Annotated in this window: 21 protein-coding genes; 3 read left to right on the forward strand and 18 right to left on the reverse strand. The window is 66.0% G+C overall.

What is annotated here, in order from left to right:
• Positions 1 to 62: 62 nt before the first annotated feature.
• The 12 genes from CSC94_RS12110 to CSC94_RS12165 are packed head-to-tail and all read right to left on the reverse strand — an operon-like array spanning position 63 to position 14,537.
• On the reverse strand, positions 63 to 1,583 hold the full coding sequence (locus tag CSC94_RS12110; protein WP_099306604.1) for a zinc-binding dehydrogenase: 1,521 nt from the start codon (positions 1,581 to 1,583) through the stop codon (positions 63 to 65).
• A gap of 17 nt (positions 1,584 to 1,600) precedes the next feature.
• Positions 1,601 to 2,047, reverse strand: coding sequence for an SRPBCC family protein (locus CSC94_RS12115; RefSeq protein WP_099306605.1), 447 nt, complete (start codon positions 2,045 to 2,047; stop codon positions 1,601 to 1,603).
• A 10-nt stretch (positions 2,048 to 2,057) separates the two neighbouring features.
• Positions 2,058 to 4,265 (reverse strand): flotillin family protein, encoded by a 2,208-nt coding sequence (locus CSC94_RS12120; protein ID WP_099306606.1) that lies wholly within the window; start codon positions 4,263 to 4,265, stop codon positions 2,058 to 2,060.
• A gap of 42 nt (positions 4,266 to 4,307) precedes the next feature.
• On the reverse strand, positions 4,308 to 5,138 hold the full coding sequence (locus CSC94_RS12125) for a phosphoenolpyruvate hydrolase family protein (RefSeq protein WP_099306607.1): 831 nt from the start codon (positions 5,136 to 5,138) through the stop codon (positions 4,308 to 4,310).
• Positions 5,138 to 7,348, reverse strand: a complete 2,211-nt coding sequence (locus CSC94_RS12130) for an ABC transporter permease (RefSeq protein ID WP_099306608.1) — start codon at positions 7,346 to 7,348, stop codon at positions 5,138 to 5,140. The genes CSC94_RS12125 and CSC94_RS12130 overlap by 1 nt, the downstream gene beginning before the upstream one ends.
• A complete protein-coding gene (locus tag CSC94_RS12135; protein WP_099306609.1) occupies positions 7,341 to 8,126 on the reverse strand; it encodes an ABC transporter ATP-binding protein in 786 nt (261 codons plus the stop codon). Before CSC94_RS12135 ends, CSC94_RS12130 begins: the two co-directional genes overlap by 8 nt.
• Positions 8,127 to 8,151: 25 nt before the next feature.
• Positions 8,152 to 9,399 (reverse strand): ABC transporter substrate-binding protein, encoded by a 1,248-nt coding sequence (locus CSC94_RS12140; RefSeq protein WP_099306610.1) that lies wholly within the window; start codon positions 9,397 to 9,399, stop codon positions 8,152 to 8,154.
• Positions 9,400 to 9,422: 23 nt separating this feature from the next.
• Positions 9,423 to 10,475 (reverse strand): branched-chain amino acid ABC transporter permease, encoded by a 1,053-nt coding sequence (locus CSC94_RS12145; RefSeq protein ID WP_099306611.1) that lies wholly within the window; start codon positions 10,473 to 10,475, stop codon positions 9,423 to 9,425.
• On the reverse strand, positions 10,472 to 11,524 hold the full coding sequence (locus tag CSC94_RS12150) for a branched-chain amino acid ABC transporter permease (RefSeq protein ID WP_099306612.1): 1,053 nt from the start codon (positions 11,522 to 11,524) through the stop codon (positions 10,472 to 10,474). Before CSC94_RS12150 ends, CSC94_RS12145 begins: the two co-directional genes overlap by 4 nt.
• A gap of 7 nt (positions 11,525 to 11,531) precedes the next feature.
• Positions 11,532 to 12,842, reverse strand: a complete 1,311-nt coding sequence (locus CSC94_RS12155) for a metal-dependent hydrolase family protein (RefSeq protein ID WP_099306613.1) — start codon at positions 12,840 to 12,842, stop codon at positions 11,532 to 11,534.
• A 40-nt stretch (positions 12,843 to 12,882) separates the two neighbouring features.
• Entirely contained in the window at positions 12,883 to 13,665 is a 783-nt protein-coding gene (locus CSC94_RS12160) for an alpha/beta fold hydrolase (protein WP_099306614.1), read from the reverse strand.
• Complete coding sequence (locus tag CSC94_RS12165) at positions 13,662 to 14,537, reverse strand: fumarylacetoacetate hydrolase family protein (protein ID WP_099306615.1); 876 nt, start codon at positions 14,535 to 14,537, stop codon at positions 13,662 to 13,664. Before CSC94_RS12165 ends, CSC94_RS12160 begins: the two co-directional genes overlap by 4 nt.
• A gap of 179 nt (positions 14,538 to 14,716) precedes the next feature.
• Between CSC94_RS12165 and CSC94_RS12170 the strand changes: the two genes are divergently transcribed.
• Positions 14,717 to 15,388: a FadR/GntR family transcriptional regulator gene (locus CSC94_RS12170; RefSeq protein ID WP_165784417.1), complete on the forward strand. Its 672-nt coding sequence runs from the start codon at positions 14,717 to 14,719 to the stop codon at positions 15,386 to 15,388.
• Between the two features lie 16 nt (positions 15,389 to 15,404).
• The gene (locus CSC94_RS12175; RefSeq protein WP_099306617.1) at positions 15,405 to 15,905 is read left to right on the forward strand and encodes a FadR/GntR family transcriptional regulator; all 501 of its coding nucleotides are present in this window, start codon (positions 15,405 to 15,407) and stop codon (positions 15,903 to 15,905) included.
• Between the two features lie 30 nt (positions 15,906 to 15,935).
• On the opposite strand, the gene CSC94_RS12180 is transcribed toward CSC94_RS12175, so the two are convergent.
• From CSC94_RS12180 to CSC94_RS12205, 6 genes are all read right to left on the reverse strand, one after another.
• A complete protein-coding gene (locus CSC94_RS12180; protein WP_099306618.1) occupies positions 15,936 to 16,616 on the reverse strand; it encodes a cupin domain-containing protein in 681 nt (226 codons plus the stop codon).
• Between the two features lie 69 nt (positions 16,617 to 16,685).
• Positions 16,686 to 18,398, reverse strand: coding sequence for an adenine deaminase (gene ade, locus CSC94_RS12185; protein ID WP_099306619.1), 1,713 nt, complete (start codon positions 18,396 to 18,398; stop codon positions 16,686 to 16,688).
• Positions 18,399 to 18,540: 142 nt separating this feature from the next.
• Complete coding sequence (gene hupB, locus CSC94_RS12190) at positions 18,541 to 18,813, reverse strand: DNA-binding protein HupB (protein ID WP_099306620.1); 273 nt, start codon at positions 18,811 to 18,813, stop codon at positions 18,541 to 18,543.
• Positions 18,814 to 19,008: 195 nt separating this feature from the next.
• Complete coding sequence (gene lon, locus CSC94_RS12195) at positions 19,009 to 21,432, reverse strand: endopeptidase La (RefSeq protein WP_099306621.1); 2,424 nt, start codon at positions 21,430 to 21,432, stop codon at positions 19,009 to 19,011.
• 282 nt (positions 21,433 to 21,714) lie between these two features.
• Positions 21,715 to 22,989, reverse strand: coding sequence for an ATP-dependent Clp protease ATP-binding subunit ClpX (gene clpX / locus CSC94_RS12200; RefSeq protein ID WP_099306622.1), 1,275 nt, complete (start codon positions 22,987 to 22,989; stop codon positions 21,715 to 21,717).
• A 286-nt stretch (positions 22,990 to 23,275) separates the two neighbouring features.
• Positions 23,276 to 23,905, reverse strand: coding sequence for an ATP-dependent Clp protease proteolytic subunit (locus CSC94_RS12205; RefSeq protein ID WP_099306623.1), 630 nt, complete (start codon positions 23,903 to 23,905; stop codon positions 23,276 to 23,278).
• A gap of 305 nt (positions 23,906 to 24,210) precedes the next feature.
• Here CSC94_RS12205 and CSC94_RS12210 point away from each other — a divergent pair, with 305 nt between their 5' ends.
• A complete protein-coding gene (locus CSC94_RS12210) occupies positions 24,211 to 25,434 on the forward strand; it encodes a cytochrome P450 (protein ID WP_099306624.1) in 1,224 nt (407 codons plus the stop codon).
• Positions 25,435 to 25,547 lie beyond the last annotated feature (113 nt).

Here is a 25,547-nt window from a genome sequence, read left to right on the forward strand (position 1 = left end):
ATCTCTGCGTCGCTTTTCGCGCCTTGTCCATCGCTTTGTGGCGGGGGAGCGTTGCCGGGGTTTCAGACCCTGAGGACGAGCGACCCGGTTGTCCGGCCGGCTTCCAGCTCCCGGTGCGCATCGGCTGCCTGGTCGAGGGCAAACACGGTAGGCGGATCGACGACGAGGTGACCGGCGTCCAGGGCACGGAACAGCCGTTCGGCCTGCCGGGCCATCTCGGCACGGGTTCCGGTGTAGTGGCCATAGTTCGGACGCGACAGGGTCACCGACTTCGACGCCAGCGGACCGATCTCCCTTGGCCCGATATCGCCGGAGGCCTGGCCGAAGCTGACGAGATGGCCGCGCAGGGCGAGCGCGGCGATCGAGGCATCGAAACTGTCCCGCCCGATGGCGTCGAAGATGACGTCGGCACCGTGATCCTGCGTGATCTCCATCACCGCGTCGACAAAGCCGCCGCCGCGGCCGACGATCACCTCGTCCGCTCCCATCGCCCTGGCGCGCGCGGCCTTCTCGTGGGTCGACACCGTGGCGATGACGCGCAGGCCCAGCGCGCTTGCCCACTGGACCAGCAGGGAGCCGACCCCGCCGGCGGCGGCATGAACCACAGCGATCTCCCCGGCCCGCGCGACGTGCACGTCGTGGAGCAGGAAACCGGCCGTGACGCCTTTCAGGAGGCCCGCCGCGGCGATGGCGTCGGGAAGCGAGGCAGGCAGGCGGACGACGAGGTCTGCCGCCATGGTGCGGATGCTGGCATAGGCGCCGGTGGGTCCGCAGGCATAGGCGACGCGGTCGCCGGGCGAAAGGTGGTCCACCCCCTCGCCGACGGCCGTCACGGTGCCGGACGCTTCCATGCCGGGCACGCCGGGCGGACGGACGAGATCGAAATAGCCGGTCCGGCAGTAGATATCGATGAAATTGACGCCGATGAAGGATTGCCGGATCTGCACTTCGCCCGGTCCGGGCTGCACCGGGTCCAGCGGGCGCACCTGCAGCACGTCCGGACCGCCGTGGCGCTCCATGACGATGGCGCGTTCCGATGCCGCCCGCGGCGTGACAGGTGTTTCGCGCGGCGGCGTCCAGGGCGCGGTCCGCTCGTGGCTTCGCTCGACCGCCATGCCGCCGTTCGGCCGGGTCGGCGTTGGCCGTCCCTGCCGCAGCCATGTTTCCAGTGCCCGCATTCCCGCGAGGTAGATCCCGTTCGCGACGAGATCGCGCAATTCGGTCTCCCGTGCCGGGGGCGTACGGAAGCGGGATTCCCACTTCCAGAAGGTCTGGCCCGTATCCGTCACCGGCCTGAGCGTCACGGTGGCGACATAGCCGAACAGCGGCAGCGGGGCTTCCAGCAGGCAGTAGGAGAAGGTGCGCGCGCGGTCATCCAGCGAGATCAACTGCTCGCGCAGGAAGCCGCCATCGGCCAGCGTGAAGGCCCGCACGGCGCCGACCTGGTCGGCGGGATGACCGTCCTCGATGCGGCTGGTGGCGATGGCCGGGTGCCAGGCATGATGGCTGTTGAAGTCGCGCAGGATGCGCCACACCTCGTCGACGGGCGCATCGATCACAGCCGTCTGGCAGACCCTGACCATCGCTGCCCCCTATGCCCTCAAGACTGCCGTCCGGCCATCTGCCGTTTCAGGCTGGCGAAGGCGGCCTGGAACACGCCGTTGCCGATCTGCTGTTCCAGCTCGGCTTCCCGGCCGGGCGCGCAATCGAAATCGGCGGTCCACTCGGCAAAGGCCATGTTGCCATCGGTCACCGGCGTGACCGATAGGCGCGCGACGTAGTTCTCGACGCCCATCGGGCTTTCCAGGATCGAGTAGGTGCAGCTCATGTCGTAATCGGACAGGGCCAGCAGCTGCTCGCGGATCCGGCCGCCATCCTTCAGGGTGAAGTTGCGGATGCAGCCGACCTTGTCGGAGGGCTGCATCTGTTCGATGCGGCTGTCGGCGACAAAGGGCGTCCAGTTCGGGAGACCGTTGAAATCGCGGACGCGGTTCCAGACGGCGGCCGCAGGCGCCTCGATCACGGTGGAGACATAGACATGAGGCATGTCAGGTCTCCTACCGGTCGCGGTCGCGGTCATCGTCGTCGGACGCAGAACCGGCATCCTTGCCGGCCTTCCGGCCCTCCGCCTTGCTGACCAGGCTGGTCATGTCCTTGGCATCGCGCAGGACGTCGGTCATGCGGCCCATGGAACCGCCCTCGATGCCGATCTCCTTCATCAGGTTGTCGATCATCGGTGCCTGCACCCGGTACCGCAGGGCGGAGTCGATCACCTCGTCGGTGACGTTCTTCCGGCCTCCCTCGCCGCCGCCATGCATGCCATCGACGTGGAGGATCTTGATGCCGTCGATCTTCTCCATCGGACGCACGCTTTCGCGCACGATGCCTTCGAGGCGTTCCAGCAGCTTCTCGCGGATGCGGGCCTGGCGCGCCGGCTCGGACAGGGCGTTTTCCGACTCGTTGAGCGCGCGTGCGCCCTCGGCATCGACCTTGTAGCGCTCGGAGGCGGCCATGGCGGCGATCTTCTCGGCTTCCGCATTGGCCAGCGCGGCTATCTTCTGGGCCTCCGCCAGGCTCTTGGCGGCCTTCATCTCGGCATCGGCCCTGGCGGTGACGCGCAGCGCCTCGGCTTCCGATTCCCGCTGCGCGGAGATGATGTCGGTCAGCTTGCGCCGTTCGGCCACCTCCTTCTCGCGGGCGGTGAGCGCCTGCTCCTCGGCCTGCACGGCCTTGGCGCGGACCGCAGCAGCAGCAGCCGTCGCGGCCGAGCGCTCCTGCGACTTCTTGGCCAGTTCGATGACCTTGTCGACTTCCGCCATCTCGACCATGCGGTCGCGCTCGATGCCCGCGGTGCGGATCTCGCGCTCGTTGAGAATCCGGGCCTCCGCCACGGCGCGCTGCGTGGCGAGGCGGGCGCGCTCGACCTCTTCCTGCATGGCGATCTCGGCTTCCTCGAACGCCTGGCGCTTGGCCAGCTGCAGCGCGTCGAGCGTCTTCTCGCGTTCGATGCGGACGGCATCCAGCGCCTTGTCCTGGGCGATGCGCTCGGCCTCGGTGAGCTGGGCCTGGACGATCTCGTTGCGCTGTTTCTCGGCCTGTGCCGTGGCAAGGTCGATGGCCTTCTCGGCGATGGCGACCTGGCGCTCCAGCGCGTGGATCTCGATGGCCTTCTCGCGGGCGATCTCCATCTGGCGGGCCTCCAGTTCGCGCTGGATGCGGGCCTTCTCGATTTCCAGTTCCAGGGCGATCTGCTCGCGCTCGGTCTGTTCGCGGGCCTTGAGTTCCACCTCCTCGATGGCGCGGCGGCGGGCGATCTCGCGGCGCTGGGTGTCTTCCTCCGACTTGATGCGCTCCTCGGTGACGGCACGTTCCTGGGCAAGGCGCGCCTTCTCCACCGCCTCGCGGGCGGTCAGTTGCGCCTGTTCCGATTCCTGCTCGCGCTGGGCGCGTTCACGCGCCAGCTCGGCGCGCTGCTCGGCACGGCGGATCTCCAGTTCGCGTTCCTGCTGCAGGCGCGCATATTCCTGGTCGCGGTCGATCTCGTAGACCTGCTTCTGGGCGGTCAGGTTCTGGTTGCGGATCTCGACCAGCGTGCGCTGCTCGATCTCGTTGCGCATCTTGCGCCGCGCCTCGATGGATTCCGTGATCTGGGTCAGACCCTCGGCATCGAAGGCGTTGGACGGATCGAAGTATTCAAGGCCGGTCTGGTCGAGGTCGACCACGGCGACCGATTCCAGCTCGAGACCGTTGCCGGCCAGCGATTCGGCGGCGAGATCGCGCACGGCATTGGCGAAATCGCCGCGCTGCTCATGCATTTCCTCCAGCGACATGCGCGCGGCGACCGTGCGGATGGCGGAGGCGAACTTGCCTTCCAGCAGGCTGCGCAGACCGTCGTCCTGCATGGTCCGGCGGCCCAGCGTCTGGGCGGCGGCCGAGACGGCGTCCTTCGACGCGCCGACGCGGACGAAGAACTCCGCCTCGATATCGACCCGCATCCGGTTGCGCGTGATCAGCGCCTGCTCGTGCTCGCGCTTCAGGTCGATGCGCATGACGTTCATGTTGACGGGCGTGATCTCGTGCAGCACGGGGATGACCAGCGCACCGCCGTTGACCACGACCTTCTCGCCGAGAAAGCCAGTTCGCACGAAGGCGATGTCCTTGGTCGACCGGCGGTACAGCCAGCGCAGGATGTAGACCGCGATCACGATCGCGATGACGGCCAGGATCAGCCAGAGCAGTGCCGCTCCCAAGACTTCGCCAGACATTGTTGTCCTCCCTCAACACATGGGTGACCGAGGCCTTTGGCCTCAGAAGGTCACCGCCTTGAATTTCCGCGTCTGCTCGGTCAGGGCCACTTCCGTCGGAAGCCGCTCCATCGACGACGCGCCGTAGAATCCGTGACAGTTCCGCGTGCGGTTCAGCACGTAGCTGGCATCCTCCGGCGAGGAGACCGGCCCGCCGTGCACCAGCACCAGCACGTCCTTGTTGACCTTCAACGCCGCCTCGGCCCAACTGTCGACGAGAGCCGGGCAGTCCTCCAGCTTCAGCGCCGTTTCGGCACCGATCGAGCCGCCCGTGGTCAGGCCGAGGTGGCAAACGACGATGTCGGCGCCGGCGCTAGTCATTGCCGCGGCCTCTTCCTCGTTGAAGACGTAAGGCGTCGTCAGCAGGTCCAGGCTGTTGGCAAGGCGGATCATGTCCACTTCCAGGCCATAGGACATGCCGGTTTCCTCCAGGTTCGCCCGGAAGGTTCCGTCGATGAGGCCGACGGTGGGAAAGTTCTGGACGCCGGCAAAGCCGACATCCTTCACCTGGCGCAGGAAGTGATCGAAGTTGCAGAAGGGATCGGTTCCATTCACGCCGGCGAGCACGGGCGTCTTGCGGACGACGGGCAGGATCTCGTTCGCCATTTCCATGACGATCTCGTTGGCATTGCCATAGGCCAGCAGGCCGGACAGAGAACCGCGCCCGGCCATGCGGTAGCGGCCGGAATTGTAGATCACGATCAGGTCGATCCCGCCCTGCTCCTCGCACTTGGCCGAGAGCCCGGTGCCGGCGCCGCCGCCGATGATCGGCACGCGGTCGCGTTTCATCTGGTGGAGCCGTTCAAGGATTGCCTTGCGTTCGAACCTGGCCACTACGCTGTCCTCCTCAAGGGGTTGCAGACCGAAAGGAAGGCGCTCACCACGGCGGAGGAGAACGCCTCGTCATTGATATTCGCGTTGACGCGCACGATCCTGCGGCGCGCGGTCTGGCGCACGGTGCCCTCGAGCGCGTCGAAGAGTGCCTTGTCGGCGGCCGGGTCGTGGAAGGGGCCGCCCGGCTTGTCGAGCACCGAGACGCCGCCTTCGGGGATGAGGAAGATCGCCGGGCCTTCCATCTGGTTCATGCGCTCCCCGATCCACTGGCCGAAAGCGCGGTTTTCCTCGGCGGTGGTGCGCATCAGCGTCACGGTCGGGTTGTGAATGACGAAGTTGCGCCCGGAAAAGCGTTCGGGCACGGTCTCGCGCGCACCGAAATTGACCATGTCCAGCGCGCCGGCCGAGCCGACCCAGGGCAGGCCGGTCTCGATGGCGGCGCCGAAACGGTTCCGGTCTGCGGGGAACACGCCGCCGACCAGCATGTCGGCGACCTCGGTCGTCGTGAGATCGACGAAACCGGCCAGCAGGCCGGAATGGCCGAGCGCTTCCATGGCCCGCCCGCCGGTACCCGTGGCATGGAAGACGAGGCAGTCGAAATCGGGTTCTAGCGCCTTCGACACCGCCTGGACGCAGGGCGTGGTGACGCCGAACATGGTCAGGCCGACAGCCGGGCGGGCCGCCGCGCGCTTCGCCACCTGTTCGGCGCCGCCCGGAAGCCGCGCGATCATGCCGGCGAGCGCATGGGCGGCATTGGCCAGCACCCGCTCTGTGATCTGGTTGAGGCCCTGCACGTCGGCGACGGAGTGGAACATGTTGATGTCGGTTGCGCCGACATAGGGGCGCGTATCGCCCGCGGCGACCGTGGAGACCATGATCTTCGGAATGCCGACGGGAAGGACGCGCATGCCCGCCGTGGCGATGGAAGTGCCGCCGGACCCGCCGGCGGAAATCACGCCGCCGATATCGCGCTCCCGCGCCATCCAGCTGGCGAAGGCCTCCGCCATGGCGGACACCGAACGTCCGCGATCGTCGGTGAAAACGGCATTGGTGCCGCCGGGATGCATGGCCGCAACCTGCATGGGGGTGACATTGCAGCGCGACGGCTTGCCGGAGGTCGACAGGTCGACCGTCTTGACGCGGATGCCGACCTTCTTCAGCGCGTCGGCGATGAAGCCCAGTTCCTTTGCCTTCGTATCGAAGGTACCGGCGACAATGGCCGTCTTGCCGACCCGCTCGGCATAGGGAATGGCGAAGACCGCCTTGCCGGGATCATCAGGCTGGCTTTTCCCGACAGCCGCCTCGCGCAGGCTGCTGGCCGGCAGGCCCCAGCGGTTGGGCATGGACGACAGCGTCTGGAAGTTGTCGCGGCCCGCAGCCGCGCCCTTCTCCCGCTCGACCGTGTAGACCTGGGCGATCAGATCGCTCGCCGCCTCGCGCGGGGTTTCTTCGGGTGGCGGAGCGTCTTCCTCGTGGCGGCCGACACCCAGAAGGCGCTGCTGCAGGTCGCGGTCGGCCGCCAGCACGCTGGCTTCCATGATGCGGCTGATCCGGCCGTTGACCATGATGGCGACCGTATCGGACACGGAGGTCGCAACGCCGATGTTCTGCTCGATGACGAGGATGGACATGTCGCCCTCCTCGGCAAGGGTGACCAGCATGGCCTCGACCTGGTCGACGATGACCGGCGCCAGGCCCTCCGTCGGCTCGTCCATCACCAGAAGCTGCGGATTGGCCAGCAGGGCGCGGGAAATGGCCAGCATCTGCTGCTCGCCGCCGGAGAGCTGCGAGCCGCCGTTGTTGCGCCGTTCGGCGAGCCGCGGAAAGGTCTGGTAGACCCGGTCCAGCGTCCAGGCGGCATCCTCGCCGCGGGAGGCAACGAGGCGCAGGTGCTCGTCCACCGTCAGGCTCGGCCAGACGCGGCGTCCCTGCGGCACGTAGGCAATGCCGGCGCGATGGATCTGGTGCGGCTCCATCCGGCCGATCTCGCGGCCATGCACGCGGATGCTGCCCGAACGCGCCTCCTTGAGGCCGGTGATCGTGTTGCACAGCGTGGTCTTGCCCATGCCGTTGCGGCCGACGACGCTCATGACGCCGTGATCGAGGGTCAGCGACACGCCCTGCACGACATGGGCTTCGCCGTAATAGACGTGCAGGTCCTCGACGACGAGGGCGGCCTTGCGGGTCGGGGCGGTGCGCCGGTCAGCCATGGCCGCCTCCCAGGTAGATCTCCTGGACCTGGGGATCGTTCTCGATCTCCTCGGGCGTGCCCTCCTTGAAGAGACTGCCATTGTGCATCATCGAGACGTATTCGGAGACGCGCAGGGCGACATCGAGATCGTGCTCGATGATGATGTAGCCGATGTGCCCCGGCAGCGCGTTGAGAATGGCGATGAGGTCGCGCCGCTCGGTCGGCGACAGGCCGGCGGCCGGCTCGTCGAAGAGGATGAAGCGCGGCGCGCCGGCAAGCGCCAGAGCGATTTCGAGCTGGCGCTGCTGGCCATGCGACAGGGTGCCGACGAGCAGGCCGGCCTCGCCGTCGAGATGGACGGCGTGAATGATGGATTCGGCCTGTGCCATCGCCCCGTCCGAGGGCGACGGCCGCAGCAGCGAAAAGCGGTTGTTGGTCACGCCACGGCAGGCCAGGTAGACGGAATCGCGAATGCTGAGGTTCGTGAAAAGCTGGGAAATCTGGTAGGTGCGGCGCAGGCCGCGGCGGATGCGTTCATGGGCGGGAAGATGGGTGATCTCCTCGCCGAAGAAGCGGATCCTGCCGAAGCTCGGCAGGAAATCGCCGGTGATCGCGTTGAAGAGCGTGGTCTTGCCCGCGCCATTGGACCCGAGCACGGCGCGCCGCTCGCCGGCCCGGATCTTCATGGAAACGCCGGAGAGCGCGACCAGGGCGCCAAAATGCCGGCCGACATTGTCGAGTTCCAGCGCGTTGGCGCCGGTTCCCTGCAATCTCGATGCGGCAATGCTGACGTTCATGGTCGCGGTCTCCTTCAGGCTGCCGTCACGGGCAGCTCGGGTTGTCGCGGCTGACCTTGCCGAGCGCGCGGAAGTCCGCCTCGTCGATGCCGAGCGTCTGGTTGACCTGCGGCGTAACCTTGATGAGCTTGTTGAGCAGGGTGCCATCGGCGGCTTCGCTCACCTCGGTCAGGAACATGTCGGCGATCGCGTTGCGGTTCTTGTCGAGCGACACCTTGCCGGTCGGCGTTTCGAACGACAGGTTCGACAGGACCTCGCGGAACTTCTTGCCGCCGTCCGACAGGTCACCCTTCACCTCGTCGAGGGCGAGCAGGGCCGCCTTCATGTTGACGTAGTAGGCGTGGGCGAAGAGCGAGGGCGACGGGAATGCGCCATCCTGCTTCTTGTAGGCCTCGACGAAGGCCTTCCACTCGGGCGAGTCGTTGGTATCGGCCGTCGGGCCGGCCGCCGGCGTGCCGACCAGGATGTCGTGCAGGCGTCCCTTGGCCGTCAGCACCGTCTGGTCGACGGTGATGGACCCGCCGATCAGCGGCGCCTGGCCACCGGCCTGCTGATACTGGCTGAGGAAGTTGACCGCGTCGGCACCGCCGAGGGCCACGTAAATGGCGTCGACGTCATCGGGAATGGCGGCGATGACCGAGGAATAGTCCTTGTTGCCGATCGGCACCCACGACTTGGACGGAACCTTGCCGCCGGCCTTGCAGAACTCGGCCATGAAGCCGAAGACCTGCGTGTAGGGGAAGGAATAGTCTTCCGCCACGGTCGCGACCGTCTTGTAGCCCTTGTCGTTGTAGGCGTAGGTGCCGAGACCGGCCATCCACTGCGCACCGTCGGTGGAGAAGCGGAAGAAGTTTTCCGCCGGATCGCGGAACGTGGTGTCCTGCGCGGCCGAGGAGCCGTTGAGGAAGGTCACGTCGGGCTGGGTCTTGGCGTATTCCTTGACCGCGATGCCCTCGTCGCCGGAGAGCGGGCCGACGAGGATCTTCACGCCATCCTGCTCGACGAGCTTGCGCGCAGCGCGCACGGCGCTGTCGGGAGAGGCGTCGGAGGAACCGCGGATGATCTCGATGTCGTTTCCACCGGCCTTGCCGCCGAATTCCTGCACGGCGGTCAGCGCGCCGCGTTCGCTGTCCTCGCCCAGGACCGTGAAGGCCCCTTCAAAGGTGGCCAGCACGCCGATCTTCATGCTCTCGGCCTGCGCGATCGAGATCGCGGGAGCCGTCAGTCCGGTCGCGACAGCCAGCGCCAGCATTGTCCGTCTTGTCATGCTCATGTCATTCCTCCCATGGAAACCGTTCACTCCCGGACCCCGGACCGTTCCGGTCCCGGGCCCCATGCATCCCGGTCCGGACGCGGCTTCACGCGCTCCCAGAGTCCGAGAATTCCGTCTGGCGACAGGAAAACCACCGCCAGGAAAAACAGGCCGATCAGCGTGTTGAACCGTTCGGCACCGACGAGATCGATGGCGAAGGTCTGGATCAGCACCACGACCACGGCGCCGATGAACGGGCCGACGGGATGGCGCAGACCACCGATGATCGCGATGATGAGAATGTTGATGGCCGGGCCGACCGCGATGGAGCCGGGCGAGATGCGGCCGTTGAACCAGGCCAGCAGGACACCGGCCGCGCCAGCGATCAGGCCGGAAAGCCACCAGGCGAAAACCTTGTGCGCGGTGACGTTGTAGCCGATGGCGCGCATGCGGCGCGGGTTGTCGCGCACGGCCTGCAGCGTCAGGCCGAAGGTCGACCGGGCGCCATAGAGGACGGCGGCATAGGCCACCACCGCATTGGCCAGGCACAGGTAGTAGAAGGGCACGGGATCGCGCCAGTAGAGACCGAAGACCTCGGGAGCGCGCAGGCCGGAATAGCCGGGGAAGCCGTTGAACAGGGCGTAGTTCTGCTGCGTGAAATAGAAGCAGGCGGTGGCGATCGCCAGCGTGATCATGATCGTGTAGATGCCCTCTGTGCGCACCGCGACCCAGCCGAAGGCGGCCGAGAGCACCGAGGCGAAGAGGATGGCCATGGGCGTGATGACCCACCACGGCCAGGCGAAGCCGTGAACGCCGGAATTGTTCTCGCCGAAGATGGCGATGACATAGGCGGCAGCGCCCGCGATGGTGATCTGCGCCAGGCTGACCATGCCGCCGTAGCCGGCCAGCAGCATCAGCGACAGGGCGATCATGCCAAGGATCAGCGAATAGCCGCCGATCTGGGTGAGGAAAAAGTCCGACGCCATGGCCGGGTAGACCAGCAGGAAGAGCAGGAGCAGGCCATGGGCCGGCGTGACGAGCTCGCGCCAGCCGCTGCCGCGAAGCTTCTCCGTGCGCTGCGTCTCCACCAGGCTCATAGCGATTTCCCCATGATGCCCTGCGGGCGCACGCTGAGCGTCACCACCATGATGACGAAGGTGATGACGACGCCGTAGGTCGGGAAATAGACGAGCCCGATCTGCTCGGCGAGGCCGATGATCAGCGCACCGATGGCCGCGCCGGTCACCGATCCCATGCCGCCGACGATGACCACGACCAGCGAGGCCAGCAGGTAGCGGACGTCCTCGCCCGGCGCGACGGACAGGGCGGAACCGCCGACCACGCCGGCGAACCCGGCGAGGCCCGCGCCAATGGCAAACACCGCGGCAAAGACCAGGTGCACGTTCTTGCCCGAGGCGGCCAGCATGTCGCGGTCATCGACGCCGGCGCGGATCATCATGCCGATCCGCGTTCGGTTGAGCATCAGCCACAGCCCGATGCCGATGACGACGGCGATGGCGAGCACCACGAGGCGGTAATAGGGATAGACGAGATAGACGGCCGCGCCATTCGACCGGTAGGCGGTGATGACCGGCAGCTTGATGGCGCCGGTGAGCCACTCGGGCACCAGGATCTGGTAGGTCGTGCCGCCCCAGACCGCCAGCATGAGGTCGGCGGCGACGATGGAGATACCGATGGTCACCAGGGTCTGGCGCAGGTCATCGCCCTCGAGGCGGCGGAAGACCACGACCTGCATGACCAGGCCGATGACGGCCATGATGACGAAGCCCGCGGCGACGCCAAGCAGCCAGAAGCCGGTGCGGTCGGCGACCTCGTAGCCGACATAGGCGCCCAGCAGGTAGAGCGAGCCATGCGCCAGGTTGACGTTGCGCATGAGGCCGAAGACCAGCGTGAAGCCGCTGGCGACGAGGAAATAGAGTCCGGCGAGCGTCAGGCCGTTGAGGATGGCGCTCAGGAACGCCTTCTTGGAGATCAGGATCGCGTCCAGCCAGTCGGGCCACTGGGCGAAGACCAGCCACAGGAGAAGGGCCGCCACCAACAGGGCGACGACGCCCCACGCCTGGCGGCGTGAGGCGCGGGCACCCCGGAAAAGATCGTCGCGGTTGGTGTTCGACGCGTCGCTCATGCCGGCCTCAGGCGATCAGCCTGCGGCGGGCTTCGTTGACGCGCGGCGCCTTGTGGAACTTGCCGTCCTTCATGATGGCGAGCAGGCGGGTCTTGTCCTGCAGGATGCGCACGTCGGCCAGCGGGTCGCCGTCGACCAGCAGCAAGTCGGCAAGGTAGCCTTCCTTGACCAGGCCAAGCTCGTTTTCCATGTCCATGATCTGGCCACCGTACTTGGTGGCCGCCTGGATGGCCTCCATCGGCGTGAAGCCGAGCATCTCGACGAAGGTCTGCACGTCCCTGGCATTGGTGCCCTGCGGGGTCCAGGCAAAGCCGTAGTCGCCGCCGATGCAGATGCGGATGCCGCGGCGGTGCATTTTCTTCATCGTGTCGATGCACATGGCCAGTTCGCGTTCGTAGAGCTCGGTCAGCTCCGACCCGGGCTTGATGCCCCACTCGGCGGCATGGCGTGCGGTGTTGATCAGCCAGGCGATGCCGGGCGCCACGAAATGCCGGTCCTTGGCGGCTTCCAGCATGTCGAGCGCTTCCTCGTCGCAGAAGGACGCATGGTAGATGTTGCGAATGCCGTGGCGGACGCACTGCTTGACGGAATTGGCCGAGCGCGCATGGGCCGAAAGCACCTTGTTGCGGCACTTCGCCTCCTGCACGGCCATGGCCACCTCTTCCTCCGACATGGGCGTTTCCTCCGCCCCCATGCCGGTGATCTCCTCGCCCGACAGGTTCAGCTTGATGGAATCGACGCCGTACTTGATCAGCGTGCGCACCACGCGGCGCACCTCTTCGGGACCGGAGACCACGATGCCGAGGTTCAGGCCCTCGTGGGGGATGTGCGAGGGCGCGGAATCGCCGAGCCCGCCGACGGTGGTGATCTCGGGGCCGGCCGCCAGGTAGCGCGGTCCGGGGAAACGTCCCTCGTTGATGAAGCGCTTGGCGACGACATCGAGGCGCGGCTTGGCCGCGGCGGCGCCCCGTCCGGCCGTGAAGCCGGCGTCGAGCACCAGCTTGGCCATCTCCATGGTGACCAGCATGTGCTCCTCGAGTTCCATCATCTGGATCGGCTCGATGCCCGGCGCGTTGTTCCAGGACAGGTGCAGGTGCGCGTCGATCATGCCCGGCATCAGCGTGGCGCCCATGCCGTCAATCACCGTCGCGCCGCCATAGCCGGCCGACGAGGAAAAGCGCGACGAGCCGCGGGTGATCGACTTGATGCGGTTGCCCTGCACCAGGACATCGCCGCTGAAGGGCATTTCGCCGGTCGCGTCGAGGACGCGCACGTTGGTGAAGAGAACCGATCCGTTGCCGTTCATGCTGTCTGCCATGGTTCACTCCTCATTGCCTCCGGGGCCGGCCCGGACCGTGTCACTGATTCAGGCCTTCGCGCAAAAAGGCGGTCGCGATGCGCTTGCATTCGTCGGGTTTCTCCAGCGGGGCCCAATGGCCGCAGGCCGGCAGGATACGCACCGGGGCCCCGCCGATATCCTCCGACAGCTGCCAGGCGGCCTGGGGTGGCGAGACGCCGTCCTCCTCGCCCGTCACGATCATCACCGGCATGCGCAGGGCCGCGGGATCGGCGCGCCGGGCGCCGGCCAGGGCCTCGCAGGAGCGGGCAAATCCTTCCGCACTCTGGCGCATGTGGCTTTCGCGCACGAAGGCGAAGGCGGCGGCATCGGTTTCGGCCGCGCCGGTGGCCATGCCACCGGCCGTCACCTGGTCGGCCACGGCCGCCATGCCTTTTTCGCGCACCAGTTTCGCCCGTCCGCGCAGGCGTTCGCGTGCCGCGTCGGCCGGTTCGATGATCGGCCCGAACAGGAGCAGGCTTCGAACGAGGTCGGGGCGCTTCATGCCCAGGTGCTGTGCCACCAGCGTGCCGAAGGAATGACCCACAACGTGGGCCGAGGCGATGGCGAGATCGTCCAGCATCGCCGCCAGGCTGGAGACGAGCAGGGCCACGTCGATCGGACCGTCCGGAACGGCGGAGCGTCCGGCGCCGGGAAGGTCGGGCCGGATGACGTCCATTCCCGACAGGGCCGGCAGCAGCGGCTGCCAGGTGTTGGAAGTCCCGCCGAGGCCGTGGATCATGAGCACGGCATCGCCGTCCCCTTCCCGCTCCACCTGCATGCCGCGCGCGGTCAGCGTTGTCATGCCGCCGTCTCCAGGAAGCGGTTTTCCAGCGTGCCGATGCCCGCGATCTCGACGCGGACGACGTCGCCGTGCGCGAGATAGCGCGGCGGCTTGAAGCCGATCCCCACTCCTGCCGGCGTTCCAGTGGCAATGATGTCGCCGGGCAGCAGCGTGACGCCGGCGGAAATGGTCTCGATGATCTTCGGGACCGAGAAGATCAGATCGCGCGTGTTGGCATCCTGACGCAGCTCGCCGTTCACGTAGCAGCGGACGGCGGTGTCGGCGAGATCGATCCCGTCGGCGGTCACCGCGAACGGCCCCATCGGGCAGTAGGTGTCCTGGGACTTGCCGATAAGCCACTGGCTGTAGCGGCCCTGGAGGTCCCTGGCCGTGACGTCGTTGACGATCGTGTAGCCCCAGACATGGTCGAGCGCGTCTTCGGCGCGAATGCCGCGCCCGCCCCTGCCGATGATGACCGCGAGCTCGGCCTCGTAGTCCACCGCCGCCGTCACCGACGGATCGAGGCGGACCGGGCTGCCATGGGCGACCACGGTTTCCGGCACCTTGGAGAAAACGATCGGCTCCTTCGGGATCTCGCCGGCGGCAGCACTGGAATCGAAGCCGCTGGACGAGAACTCCCTGGCATGCTCGCGATAGTTCTTGCCGACGCAGAAGATGTTGCGGCGCGGCCGGGGAAACGGCGCCTCGAGGCGCACCTCGTCCAGGCGCACCGGCGAGAGGCGGTCGATCGCCCCGAGGTCCGCCTCCACGAGCGCGCCCAGACCGTTGCGGGCGGCATCGACCGACAGTGCGAGAGGCGTGATCTGCGTGCCGGCATCATCGACGATCCCGACGCGGCGCTCGTCACCGAGACTGAAACAAGCGAATTTCATCCACCCTCCCGACTGAACCATTTTTTTATTGGTTTACAGTTAAAACAAGGCTATTCTAGTTTTATCAGGCGTTCAAGAGGGAAATATTGAACCAATTTATCGGATTTTGCCTTGCAGCAAGTGCAGTGCAGCATTTCCTTTAATGCACCATTTATCTCTTGGTTCAATCAATGACTAAGATGCGACAAACAAAAGCGGATTCCATCGAAATCGATCTACGCAGCCGGATCGCAGCAGCGGAGTGGATGCCGGGCGACCAGCTTCCGGACGAACGGACGCTGGCCGATCATTACGGCGTCGCACGCAACACGATCCGGAAGGCCATCGGGCAGCTCGAAGCTGAAAACCTGCTGGAGCGGAAGGTCGGACGTGGCACGCATGTGCGCGAAAAGCCCGACGAGACGACCGACCGGATCCTGAAGAGCTTCCTCGAGGCCAGCCCGTCGGACATCCTGAACCTGCGCCTGTTCATCGAACCGCACGCGGCCTCGGCGGCGGCCCGCAACATCTGCGAGTCGGACCTGGAGGCCATCCGCCACGCGGCGCAGAAGGCCGAGGAGGCCGAGGACCTCGACGACTACGAATTCTGGGACAACGAGTTTCACCGGCTGATCAACACCGCGGCGGGCAACCGCTTCCTGGCCGATTTCTTCGCACTTCTGACCATCATCCGCTACACGCCGACGATGATGGAGATCCGCCGGCAATGGTTCACAGCCGAACGCCGGCTGGTCTACGACCGCGAACACCGCGACATTGTCGAAGCCCTGACGAACTGGGACGGCGAGCGGGCCGCCAGCGCCATGCGGAGCCACCTGCTGTCGCGGCGGCGCAACTATTTCGGCCAGTAGAACGAGGACCGGGACCATGTCGATGACGCGGATCATGCAGGCGGTCGCCGCCAGCCAGGGAAGTTCCGACCTGTTTGTCCTGCTGCGCCGGCTGATGGATGCGGGACCGACCGACACGCTGCTCGTGCGCCAGATCATCGAGCCGCAGGCCGCTGCGGCCGCGGTATCCAATGGCAACGGCGCCGATATCGAGGCCATCCGCGCGGCCCATGAAAAGGCCCTGAACGCGGCAACCCTGCATGACTTCGAGCATTGGGACGCGGTGCTTCACCGCAGCATCTTCGCCGCAACCCGCAACGAGCTCCTGATCAACCTCCAGGACGTGCTGGCCGCGATCCGTGAAAAGCCGTCCTGGCTCCGGATCAAGAACAAGGTGATCACGCGGGCCGTCCAGCAGAAATACACCCGCGAACACGGCGCCATCGTCGAGGCCATTGCCGCGCGCAACGCGCAGGCCGCCCATGATGCCATGAAGCTGCACCTGCAAAGCGTCACGCTCGACATGTTTCCGCAGTAGCCCGAACGCCGGCCAGAGACGGCCCGTGCGTCAACCCGGCATGGGCAGGAGGCCCGGGAGGGCTAGCGGGGCCTGCTTGAGCCACAGCGTGGCGCCGGAAGCGCCAACCGTTCCGGCAAGGTCCATCCCGGCCGGAAAACGGCCCCAGCTCTGCGCCTGCCACCGTTCCCCGGACAGGTCCAGGCTGCCGGCGAGGACCAGGACCTCCAGCCCTTCGCCGGTGGAAAGGTGCAGCGGCGCATCCGGGCGGCAGTCCTCCAGGGTCACGCGCTCGATGCCATCATCGAAAAGGACGCGGGCGGCGGCGACACCGGGGCGCAGCGGCGCCGGATCGCCCTCGCCCGGCTGGCGAACGAGCTGGAGGTCATCGGCCTCACGGAACTGCCAGAGACGGACGAAGATGGTGCAGCCGTCCGCCGAGGCCGGGCTGTGGGAGGTGCCGGGCGGATTGCGGAAATAGCTGCCGGCGGGATAGTCGGCGTGCTCGTCCTGGAAGGTGCCTTCCAGCACGAGGATTTCCTCGCCGCCATTGTGGACATGGGCCGGAAAGGCGCTGCCCCTGGCATAGCGCACGATCGACGTGGCGCGGGCAACCTCGCCGCCGACGCGGTAGAGCATGCGCCGGTCCACGCCCGCTGCGGGGCTCGGCACCCAGTCGAGCCGCCCCGCATGGACGATGACGGGCCGTGTCAGGTCGTCGTTGATCCGCATCGTTTCTCGCTCCCGGTTCGCTGATCAACCTAGGTTGCTGCCGCGCCGGGTCAAGGCGACAGCCGCCCTTCACCGCCCGGGGGCGCCGATCACCTCGAAGCGGTCGACGTCGACCATGCCGTGGTCAGTGATCTTGAGATGCGGGATCACCGGCAAGGCCAGGAAGGCGAGTTGCAGGAACGGCTCCTCCAGCGTCACGCCGAGATCGCGGGCGGCGGCGCGCAGGACGACGAGATCGTCGCGAACGGCCTCGAAGGGTTTCAGGCTCATCAGGCCGGCAATCGGCAGCGCCACCTCGGCGACGACCGTGCCGTCGCGCACGACGACGAAACCGCCCTCGATCTCGCCCAGACGGTTGGCTGCCAGTGCCATGTCGTCGTCGCTCGTGCCGACGACGGCGATGTTGTGGTGATCGTGGCAGACGGTGGAGCCGATCGCACCGCGTTCGAGGCCGAACCCCCTGACGAAGCCGGTAGCGCGATTGCCGTTGCGCCCGTGCCGCTCGATCACGGCGATCTTGGCGAGATCACGGGCCGGATCGGCCCGCTTGAGGCCGGCCTGCGGCACCATGTCCTCGACCAGGTGATGCGTGATGATCTTGCCCGGCTCGATGCCGATGACATGGGTTTCGGCGCTGTTGGCGCGGTGCGCCAGATCGCCCGCCTCGACGCGTCCGGCCCGGACCGAAGCGCGCGCGACCGGCTCGACGGTTTCCCTTGCGGCGAACAGCGCCTCGTCGACCACCCGGCCGGCCGAAAGCACCATGCCGGCATGGCAGTTTTCCAGGCTGTCGAGCACGACGAGGTCGGCGCGCCAGCCCGGGGCGACCAGCCCGCGGTCCTGCAGGCGAAAGGCACGTGCCGCCGAAATGGAAGCCGCGCGGTAGACGGCCAGCGGCGGCGCGCCGCAGGCGATGGCATGGCGGATCATGTAATCGAGGTGGCCGTGCTCGGCGATATCGAGCGGATTGCGATCGTCGGTGCACAGGGCGATGAAGGGTGAATTGCGCTCGGTGATAACCGGCATCAGCGCGTCGAGGTCCTTGGACACCGAGCCTTCGCGGATCAGCACGTGCATGCCCTTGGAAAGCTTCTCCATCGCCTCGTCTGCGGCCGTCGTCTCGTGGTCGGTCCGGATGCCTGCGGCGAGATAGCCGTTGAGCGCGAAGCCGCGCACCAGCGGGGCGTGGCCATCCTTGTGGCGGTCGGCAAAGGCCTCCAGCTTGGCCATGCAGGCCGGATCGCAGGCCAGGACGCCCGGGTAGTTCATGAACTCAGCCAGGCCTATGACCTTCGGGTGGTCCATGAAGGGCACGAGATCGGCCGCTTCCAGCCTCGCGCCGGAGGTTTCCATCTCGGTCGACGGGACGCAACTCGACAGTTGCACGCGCAGGTCCATGGCGACGCGTTCGGCGCAGTCGAGGAAATAGCGGATACCCGTCGTGCCGGCGACGTTGGCGATCTCGTGGGGATCGCAGATGGCCGTCGTCACGCCGCGCGGCAGGACGCAGCGATCGAACTCGAAGGGCGTGACGAGCGAGCTTTCGACGTGGAGGTGCGTGTCGATGAAACCCGGGACGACGATGCGCCCGGAGATGTCGATCTCGCGCTTGCCGTCGTAATGCGCGCAGGTGCCGACGATGGTGTCGCCGCAGATGGCGATATCGCCGGGCACCAGGTCACCGGTGACGAGATCGAAAAAGCGGCCACCCTTGAGGACAAGGTCCGCCTTTTCCGCGCCCTGCCCCTGCCGGATTCGCCTTGCCAGTCCGTTCGCGTCCATCACCTGAAGCCTTTCCTTGCCGCAACCACCCGGGCATTGGAGCGAAAAGGCGATGGGGGCGCAATGGCCGGATGCACGATCGCCAAAGAAAAAGCCCGGCTCCTCGCGGAGCCGGGCCTGGTCGTCCGATCCGTGATCGAAATCAGTTGACGGCGTCTTTCAGACCCTTGCCAGCCGAGAACTTCGGCACGTTGCGTGCCGGGATCTCGACGGCCTTGCCGGTCTGCGGGTTGCGGCCGGTGGTGGCCTCACGACGCGAAACGGAGAAGTTGCCGAAACCGACGAGGCGAACGTCGCCGCCGTTCTTCAGTTCAGCCGCAATGGCTTCAAAGACCGCATCCGTCGCGGACTGGGCATCGGCCTTCGAAAGGCCGGCCTTTTCGGCAACAGCAGCAACCAGTTCGTTCTTGTTCATTGGAAGTCCCTTTTAGTTAGTGCTCCTCGACCGGGATTACGACTCAACCGGCTGCGCAGGACCATATTCAGATGTGGCCGGCAAACAAAGCCGAAAACGCACGGGCGACGCCCCAAATCCCCGGATTTCTGGGGATTCCCAAGAGAAAAGCCGGATCGAAGACCCGGCTTTTCCTAATTTAGCTATGCAGTAGGCTCAATGGGCCACGCCGACCGGTTCGCCCTGGTCATCCGCCTTGGCCGGCGGCGCATCGACCGGTTCCTTCCACTCGATGGCTTCCGGCATGCGGACGAGGGCATGTTCGAGCACCTCGCCGGCCCGGCTGACGGGAACGATCTCCAGACCTTCCTTCACGTTGTCGGGAATGTCCGGCAGGTCCTTGGCGTTGTCCTCGGGGATCAGCACCTTCTTGATGCCGCCACGGTGGGCTGCCAGGAGCTTTTCCTTGAGACCGCCGATCGGCAGCACCCGGCCCCGCAGCGTGATCTCGCCCGTCATGGCGACATCCTTGTGCACGGGAATGCCGGTCAGGACCGACACGATGGCGGTCATCATGCCGATGCCGGCCGACGGGCCGTCCTTCGGTGTCGCGCCTTCCGGCACGTGGACGTGGATATCCCGCTTGTCGAAGAGCGGCGGCTCGATGCCGAAATCGATGGCGCGCGAGCGGACGTAGGAGGCCGCCGCCGAAATCGATTCCTTCATCACGTCACGCAGGTTGCCGGTGACGGTCATCTTGCCCTTGCCGGGCATCATGACCCCCTCGATCGTCAGCAGTTCGCCGCCGACCTCGGTCCAGGCCAGCCCGGTGACGACACCGACCTGGTCCTCGCCTTCGATCTGGCCGTAGCGGAAGCGCGGCACGCCGAGGAAATCGTCGAGATTGTCCTCCGTCACCTGAACGGACTTCTTGTTGTCCTTAAGGATGGTCGTGACGGCCTTGCGGGCCAGCGTCATCAGTTCCCGCTCGAGGTTCCGCACGCCCGCCTCGCGGGTGTAGGTGCGGATGATCCCGCGGATCGCCTCGTCGGTGACCGAGAACTCCTTGGGCTGCAGCGCATGGTCGCGCACGGCCTTGGGCAGGAGGTGGCGCTTGGCGATCTCCACCTTCTCGTCCTCGGTGTAGCCTGCGATGCGGATGATCTCCATGCGGTCCATCAGCGGCCCGGGAATGTTGAGCGTGTTGGCCGTGGTGATGAACATGACGGGCGACAGGTCGTATTCGACTTCAAGGTAGTGGTCCATGAAGTGCGAATTCTGTTCCGGGTCGAGCACCTCCAGCAGGGCCGACGACGGGTCGCCACGGAAATCCATGCCCATCTTGTCGATCTCGTCGAGCAGGAAGAGCGGATTGGCCTTGCCGGCCTTCTTCATCGACTGCATGACCTTGCCGGGCATGGAACCGATGTAGGTGCGGCGGTGACCGCGGATCTCGGCCTCGTCACGCACGCCGCCGAGCGCCATGCGGATGTACTCGCGGCCGGTCGCCCTGGCGATCGACTTGGCGAGCGAGGTCTTGCCGACGCCGGGCGGGCCGACGAGGCACAGGATCGGGCCTTTCAGCTTGTTCTGGCGCGACTGGACCGCGAGATACTCGACGATGCGGTCCTTGACCTTGTCGAGGCCGAAATGATCCTCGTCCAGCACGTCCTGGGCGAAGTTGAGGTCCTTCTTGACCTTGGACTTCTTGCCCCAGGGCAGCGAGAGCAGCGTATCGAGGTAGTTGCGCACCACGGTGGCTTCCGCCGACATGGGCGACATGGAGCGCAGCTTCTTCAGCTCGGCATGGGCCTTCTCGCGGGCTTCCTTGGAGAGCTTCGTCTTGGCGATGCGCTCCTCGATCTCGGATGCCTCGTCGCGGCCGTCCTCGCCTTCGCCGAGCTCCTTCTGGATCGCCTTCATCTGCTCGTTGAGATAGTACTCGCGCTGCGTCTTCTCCATCTGCCGCTTGACGCGGCTGCGGATGCGCTTCTCGACCTGGAGCACGGAAATCTCGGCTTCCATGAAGCCCATGGCCTTCTCGAGGCGCTCCTTGACGGAGAGCGTGGCCAGCATTTCCTGCTTCTCGTTGATCTTGACCGCGAGGTGGGAGGCGACCGTGTCGGCGAGCTTGGAGAAGTCCTCGATCTGCGACGCCGCGCCGACGACCTCCGGAGAGATCTTCTTGTTCAGCTTGACGTAATTCTCGAAGTCGGCGACCACCGAACGGGCCAGCGCCTCGAGCTCGATCTGCTCTTCTTCCGGTTCGGCCAGAACCTCGACGTCAGCCTCGTGGAAGTCCTCGCGGGCGGTGAACGCGGTCACCTTCGCGCGGGCACTGCCCTCGACCAGCACCTTGACGGTGCCATCGGGAAGCTTCAGCAGCTGCAGCACGGTGGCCAGCGTCCCGACGTCGTAAATACCGTCCGGACCCGGGTCATCGACCGAGGCATCCTTCTGGGTGGCAAGCAGGATCTGTTTGTCGCCCGCCATCACATCCTCGAGGGCGCGGATGGATTTCTCGCGGCCCACGAACAGCGGCACGATCATGTGGGGAAAGACCACGATGTCGCGCAGAGGCAAAACGGCGTAGCGGCCGTTTTCAGCCCCGGAACCTCCGGCTTGGGTCGTTTCTGCCATGTTCTTTTCCTTCCTGGCCCATCGGGCCCTGCTGCAACGCTTCAAGCCACCCCTTCTTGTTGCGGCGGCGGGCTTCCTGCGTCCAAACGGACCGGCGCTCCGGTCCCTGTTGCATAAGTGGAGAAGGCGTATCCTGTTTTCAAGGCGACGCACATACACGTGATTCCAAGACTACCCCGACAGCCAGCGAAGGCCAATTGATCCGGATCGCGAATTCACCGCCTTTGCAAGAAAAAGGCGGACCCATGGGCCCGCCTCGCATCGTTCGGTGTCCGGAGCCGATCAGGCCGAGGTCTTGCCCTTGGCCTCTTCGCGTTCGGCGTAGATGTAGAGCGGACGGGCATTGCCGGCCACCACCTCGTCGGAGATCACGACTTCCTGCACGCCTTCCAGCGACGGCAGTTCGAACATCGTGTCCAGCAGGATCGATTCCATGATCGAGCGGAGGCCGCGGGCGCCGGTCTTGCGCTCGATCGCCTTGCGGGCGATGGCGCGAAGCGCGTCCTCGTGGAAGGTCAGTTCCACGTTCTCCATCTCGAACAGGCGCTGGTACTGCTTGATCAGCGCGTTCTTCGGTTCCGACAGGATCTGGATCAGCGCGTCCTCGTCGAGGTCCTCAAGCGTCGCCAGGACCGGCAGGCGGCCGACGAACTCCGGGATGAGGCCGAACTTGAGCAGATCCTCCGGCTCGACAAGGCGGAACAGCTCGCCGGTGCGGCGGTCTTCCGGATTGTCGACGCTGGCGCCGAAGCCGATGGAGGTCTTGCGGCCACGATCGGAAATGATCTTGTCGAGGCCGGCAAAGGCGCCACCGCAGATGAACAGGATGTTGGACGTATCCACCTGCAGGAACTCCTGCTGCGGATGCTTGCGGCCACCCTGCGGGGGAACCGAGGCGACCGTGCCTTCCATGATCTTCAGCAGGGCCTGCTGCACGCCCTCGCCCGAGACATCACGCGTGATCGACGGGTTGTCCGACTTGCGCGAAATCTTGTCGATCTCGTCGATGTAGACGATGCCGCGCTGGGCACGCTCGACGTTGTAGTCGGCGGACTGGAGCAGCTTGAGAATGATGTTCTCGACGTCCTCGCCGACGTAGCCGGCCTCGGTCAGGGTCGTCGCGTCGGCCATTGTGAACGGCACGTCGATGATGCGGGCCAGCGTCTGGGCCAGCAGGGTCTTGCCGCAACCGGTCGGGCCGATCAGCAGGATGTTCGACTTGGCCAGTTCCACATCCTGGTTCTTCTGGGCGTGGGCGAGCCGCTTGTAATGGTTGTGCACGGCGACGGAGAGCACGCGCTTGGCATGGCCCTGGCCGATCACGTAGTCGTCGAGAACGTCAAGGATCTCCTGCGGGGTGGGAACACCCTCGGAGGACTTGACCATCGAGGACTTGTTCTCCTCGCGGATGATGTCCATGCACAGTTCGACGCACTCATCGCAGATGAAGACCGTCGGTCCTGCGATCAGCTTGCGCACCTCGTGCTGGCTCTTGCCGCAGAACGAACAGTAAAGCGTGTTCTTCGAATCGCCACTGTTGCCGCTGACTTTGCTCATATCACCTGTCCTTCCAAGCGCTCCGTCAGAGAGCCTGCCCATTTCGAAGTCAAACCTGAACGGCGAGACAACGGTATGGAATCACCTAATCTACGAGCCAAGCACAAATTCCGGAATCCGGCAATGACCCGCCCTTCAACCATGAAGCCTAGCGCTCCCGGTTTCAACATATACTTAACGTAGGCGTTTTGACGGCAAATGCCACCTTTGGCGGACGGCGCCGCCATCGGGGTTTCGGGCAGCCGCCGCGCGCGGGACGTGCCGGCCGCCTCCGTCGGGCCGGCGATCACTCGCCGGCACCGTCCACGGCATCGCGCGTGGTGATGACCCGGTCGATCAGGCCCCAGGCCTTCGCCTCGTCGGCCGTCATGAAATGGTCGCGGTCGAGCGTGTTCTCGACGGTGTCGTAATCGTTGCCGGTGTGCGTGACATAGACCTCGTTGAGGCGCTTCTTCAGCTTGATGATGTCCTGGGCATGGCGCTCGATGTCGGAGGCCTGGCCCTGGAAGCCGCCGGAGGGCTGGTGCACCATGATGCGCGCGTTCGGCGTGGCAAAGCGCATGTCCTTGTGACCGGCACACAGCAGCAGCGAACCCATGGACGCGGCTTGGCCGATGCAGAGCGTGGACACGGCCGGCTTGATGAACTGCATGGTGTCATAGATGGCCATGCCGGACGTCACGACGCCGCCGGGCGAATTGATGTAGAGGGAGATTTCCTTCTTCGGATTCTCCGCTTCCAGGAACAGGAGCTGGGCGCAGACCAGCGTAGCCATGCCGTCCTCGATGGGACCGGTGATGAAAATGATGCGCTCCTTCAGCAGGCGCGAAAAGATGTCATAGGCGCGCTCGCCGCGATTGGTCTGCTCCACGACCATCGGAACGAGGTTCATGGCGGTTTCGACGGGGTCCCTCATCGCGATCACTTTCCTTTGTCGGCTGGGCCGGACGGGCGGACGCCCGGGGCCATGAATCAAACTGTCTCTTGCTCTCCGGCCCTAGATAATGGCTCGGCCTACCGGGGCGCAAGGGCAGGCGGCAAGACCCGCGGCGAATAACGGTTCCCGCGGGGCCTGCCAAGCAGTTTCACGCAAGGAAAAACAACCGAAGGCTAATATTCGATGAATGGCGCCGCATCCATTCACGCCGTGCCGATCATGCCCCGGTCAGATCCCGCGCCGGACCCGTTCCGTTTCACCGGCGAAGGGGATATGACAGCGTCATGCGCGACCTGCCCTCCTCCTTCCGGCTTTCCGGGACCCGCCTTCACCTCGATCCGCACGACGATGCCTTCGTTCAGGACCCCTACCCGAGCTACGAACGGCTGCAGGCAGAAGCGCCCGTCTTCTACTGGGAAGACTACGGGCTGTGGTGCGCGGCCGGGTTCGCAACGGTCAACGCGCTGCTGCGCGACCGGCGGCTCGGCCGGGAAAACCGCTGGGGTGCGCCGCTGACCTGCGGCGCGGAACGGGCGCACCTGGCCGATTTCGACGCCGTGGAACGCCACTCGCTGCTGGAGCGCGAGCCGCCGGTGCACACGCGGCTGCGGGCGCTGGTCAACAAGGCCTTCGTGTCGCGCCAGGTGGAACGGCTGCGTCCGTCCATCCGGTCGCTGGCGGAAGAGCTGGCCGATGGGCTTCAACCGGGCGACGACCTGATCGCCCGCTTCGCGACGCCGATCCCGGTCGCGGTGATTTCCGACATGCTGGGCGTGCCAAGGGACATGGCCCCGCGCCTGCTGGACTGGTCGCACCGGATGGTGGCCATGTACATGCACGGGCGCAGCCGCGCCGACGAGGACAGCGCCAACCGCGCGGCGGCGGAGTTCTCACGCTTCCTGCGCGAACTGATCGCCGGGCAGGACCGCGGCCGGGGCGACGATCTCCTGTCGGTGCTCATGGCGGCCCGCGACCATGGCGAGAAGCTTTCGGAAGACGAGCTGGTGACCTCGGTCATCCTGCTGCTCAACGCCGGCCACGAGGCGACCGTTCACCAGGCCGGCAATGCCATCGCCACGCTCCTGGCGCAGGGCGGCGACCCGCGCCGGTTCTTCGCCTCGACGGTGCAGACAACAGCGACGGTCGAGGAGTGCCTGCGCTTCGATGCCCCGCTGCACATGTTCACACGCTTTGCCTACGAGCCCGTCGACCTCGGACCGGTGACGCTCGCGCCCGGCCAGCAGGTCGGCCTCCTGCTCGGCGCCGCCAACCGCGACGGGGCCGCCTTTGCCGAACCGCACCGGTTCCTGCCCGGGCGTGCGGACCAGAAGAACGTCACCTTCGGCGCAGGCATCCATTTCTGCATCGGTGCGCCGCTGGCCCGGCTGGAACTGCAGGAAGCGCTCGGCGTGCTGTTCGAACGTCATCCCGGTCTCGCGCTCGCCGGGCCGCCGCGCTATCGCGACGCCTATCATTTCCACGGGCTGGAACGGCTGATCATCGCCTGACGCGGACCGGATCCCCGGCCATTTGACGATGAAGACAAATTGGCCGGCCCGCATCAACGCGGAATTAATCCCGTCAGGGCATGTATTCTTTCGTGCGGGAAAGATGATCGGTG

This window comes from Zhengella mangrovi, from assembly GCF_002727065.1.
GTDB classification, from domain to species: Bacteria; Pseudomonadota; Alphaproteobacteria; order Rhizobiales; family Rhizobiaceae; genus Zhengella; species Zhengella mangrovi.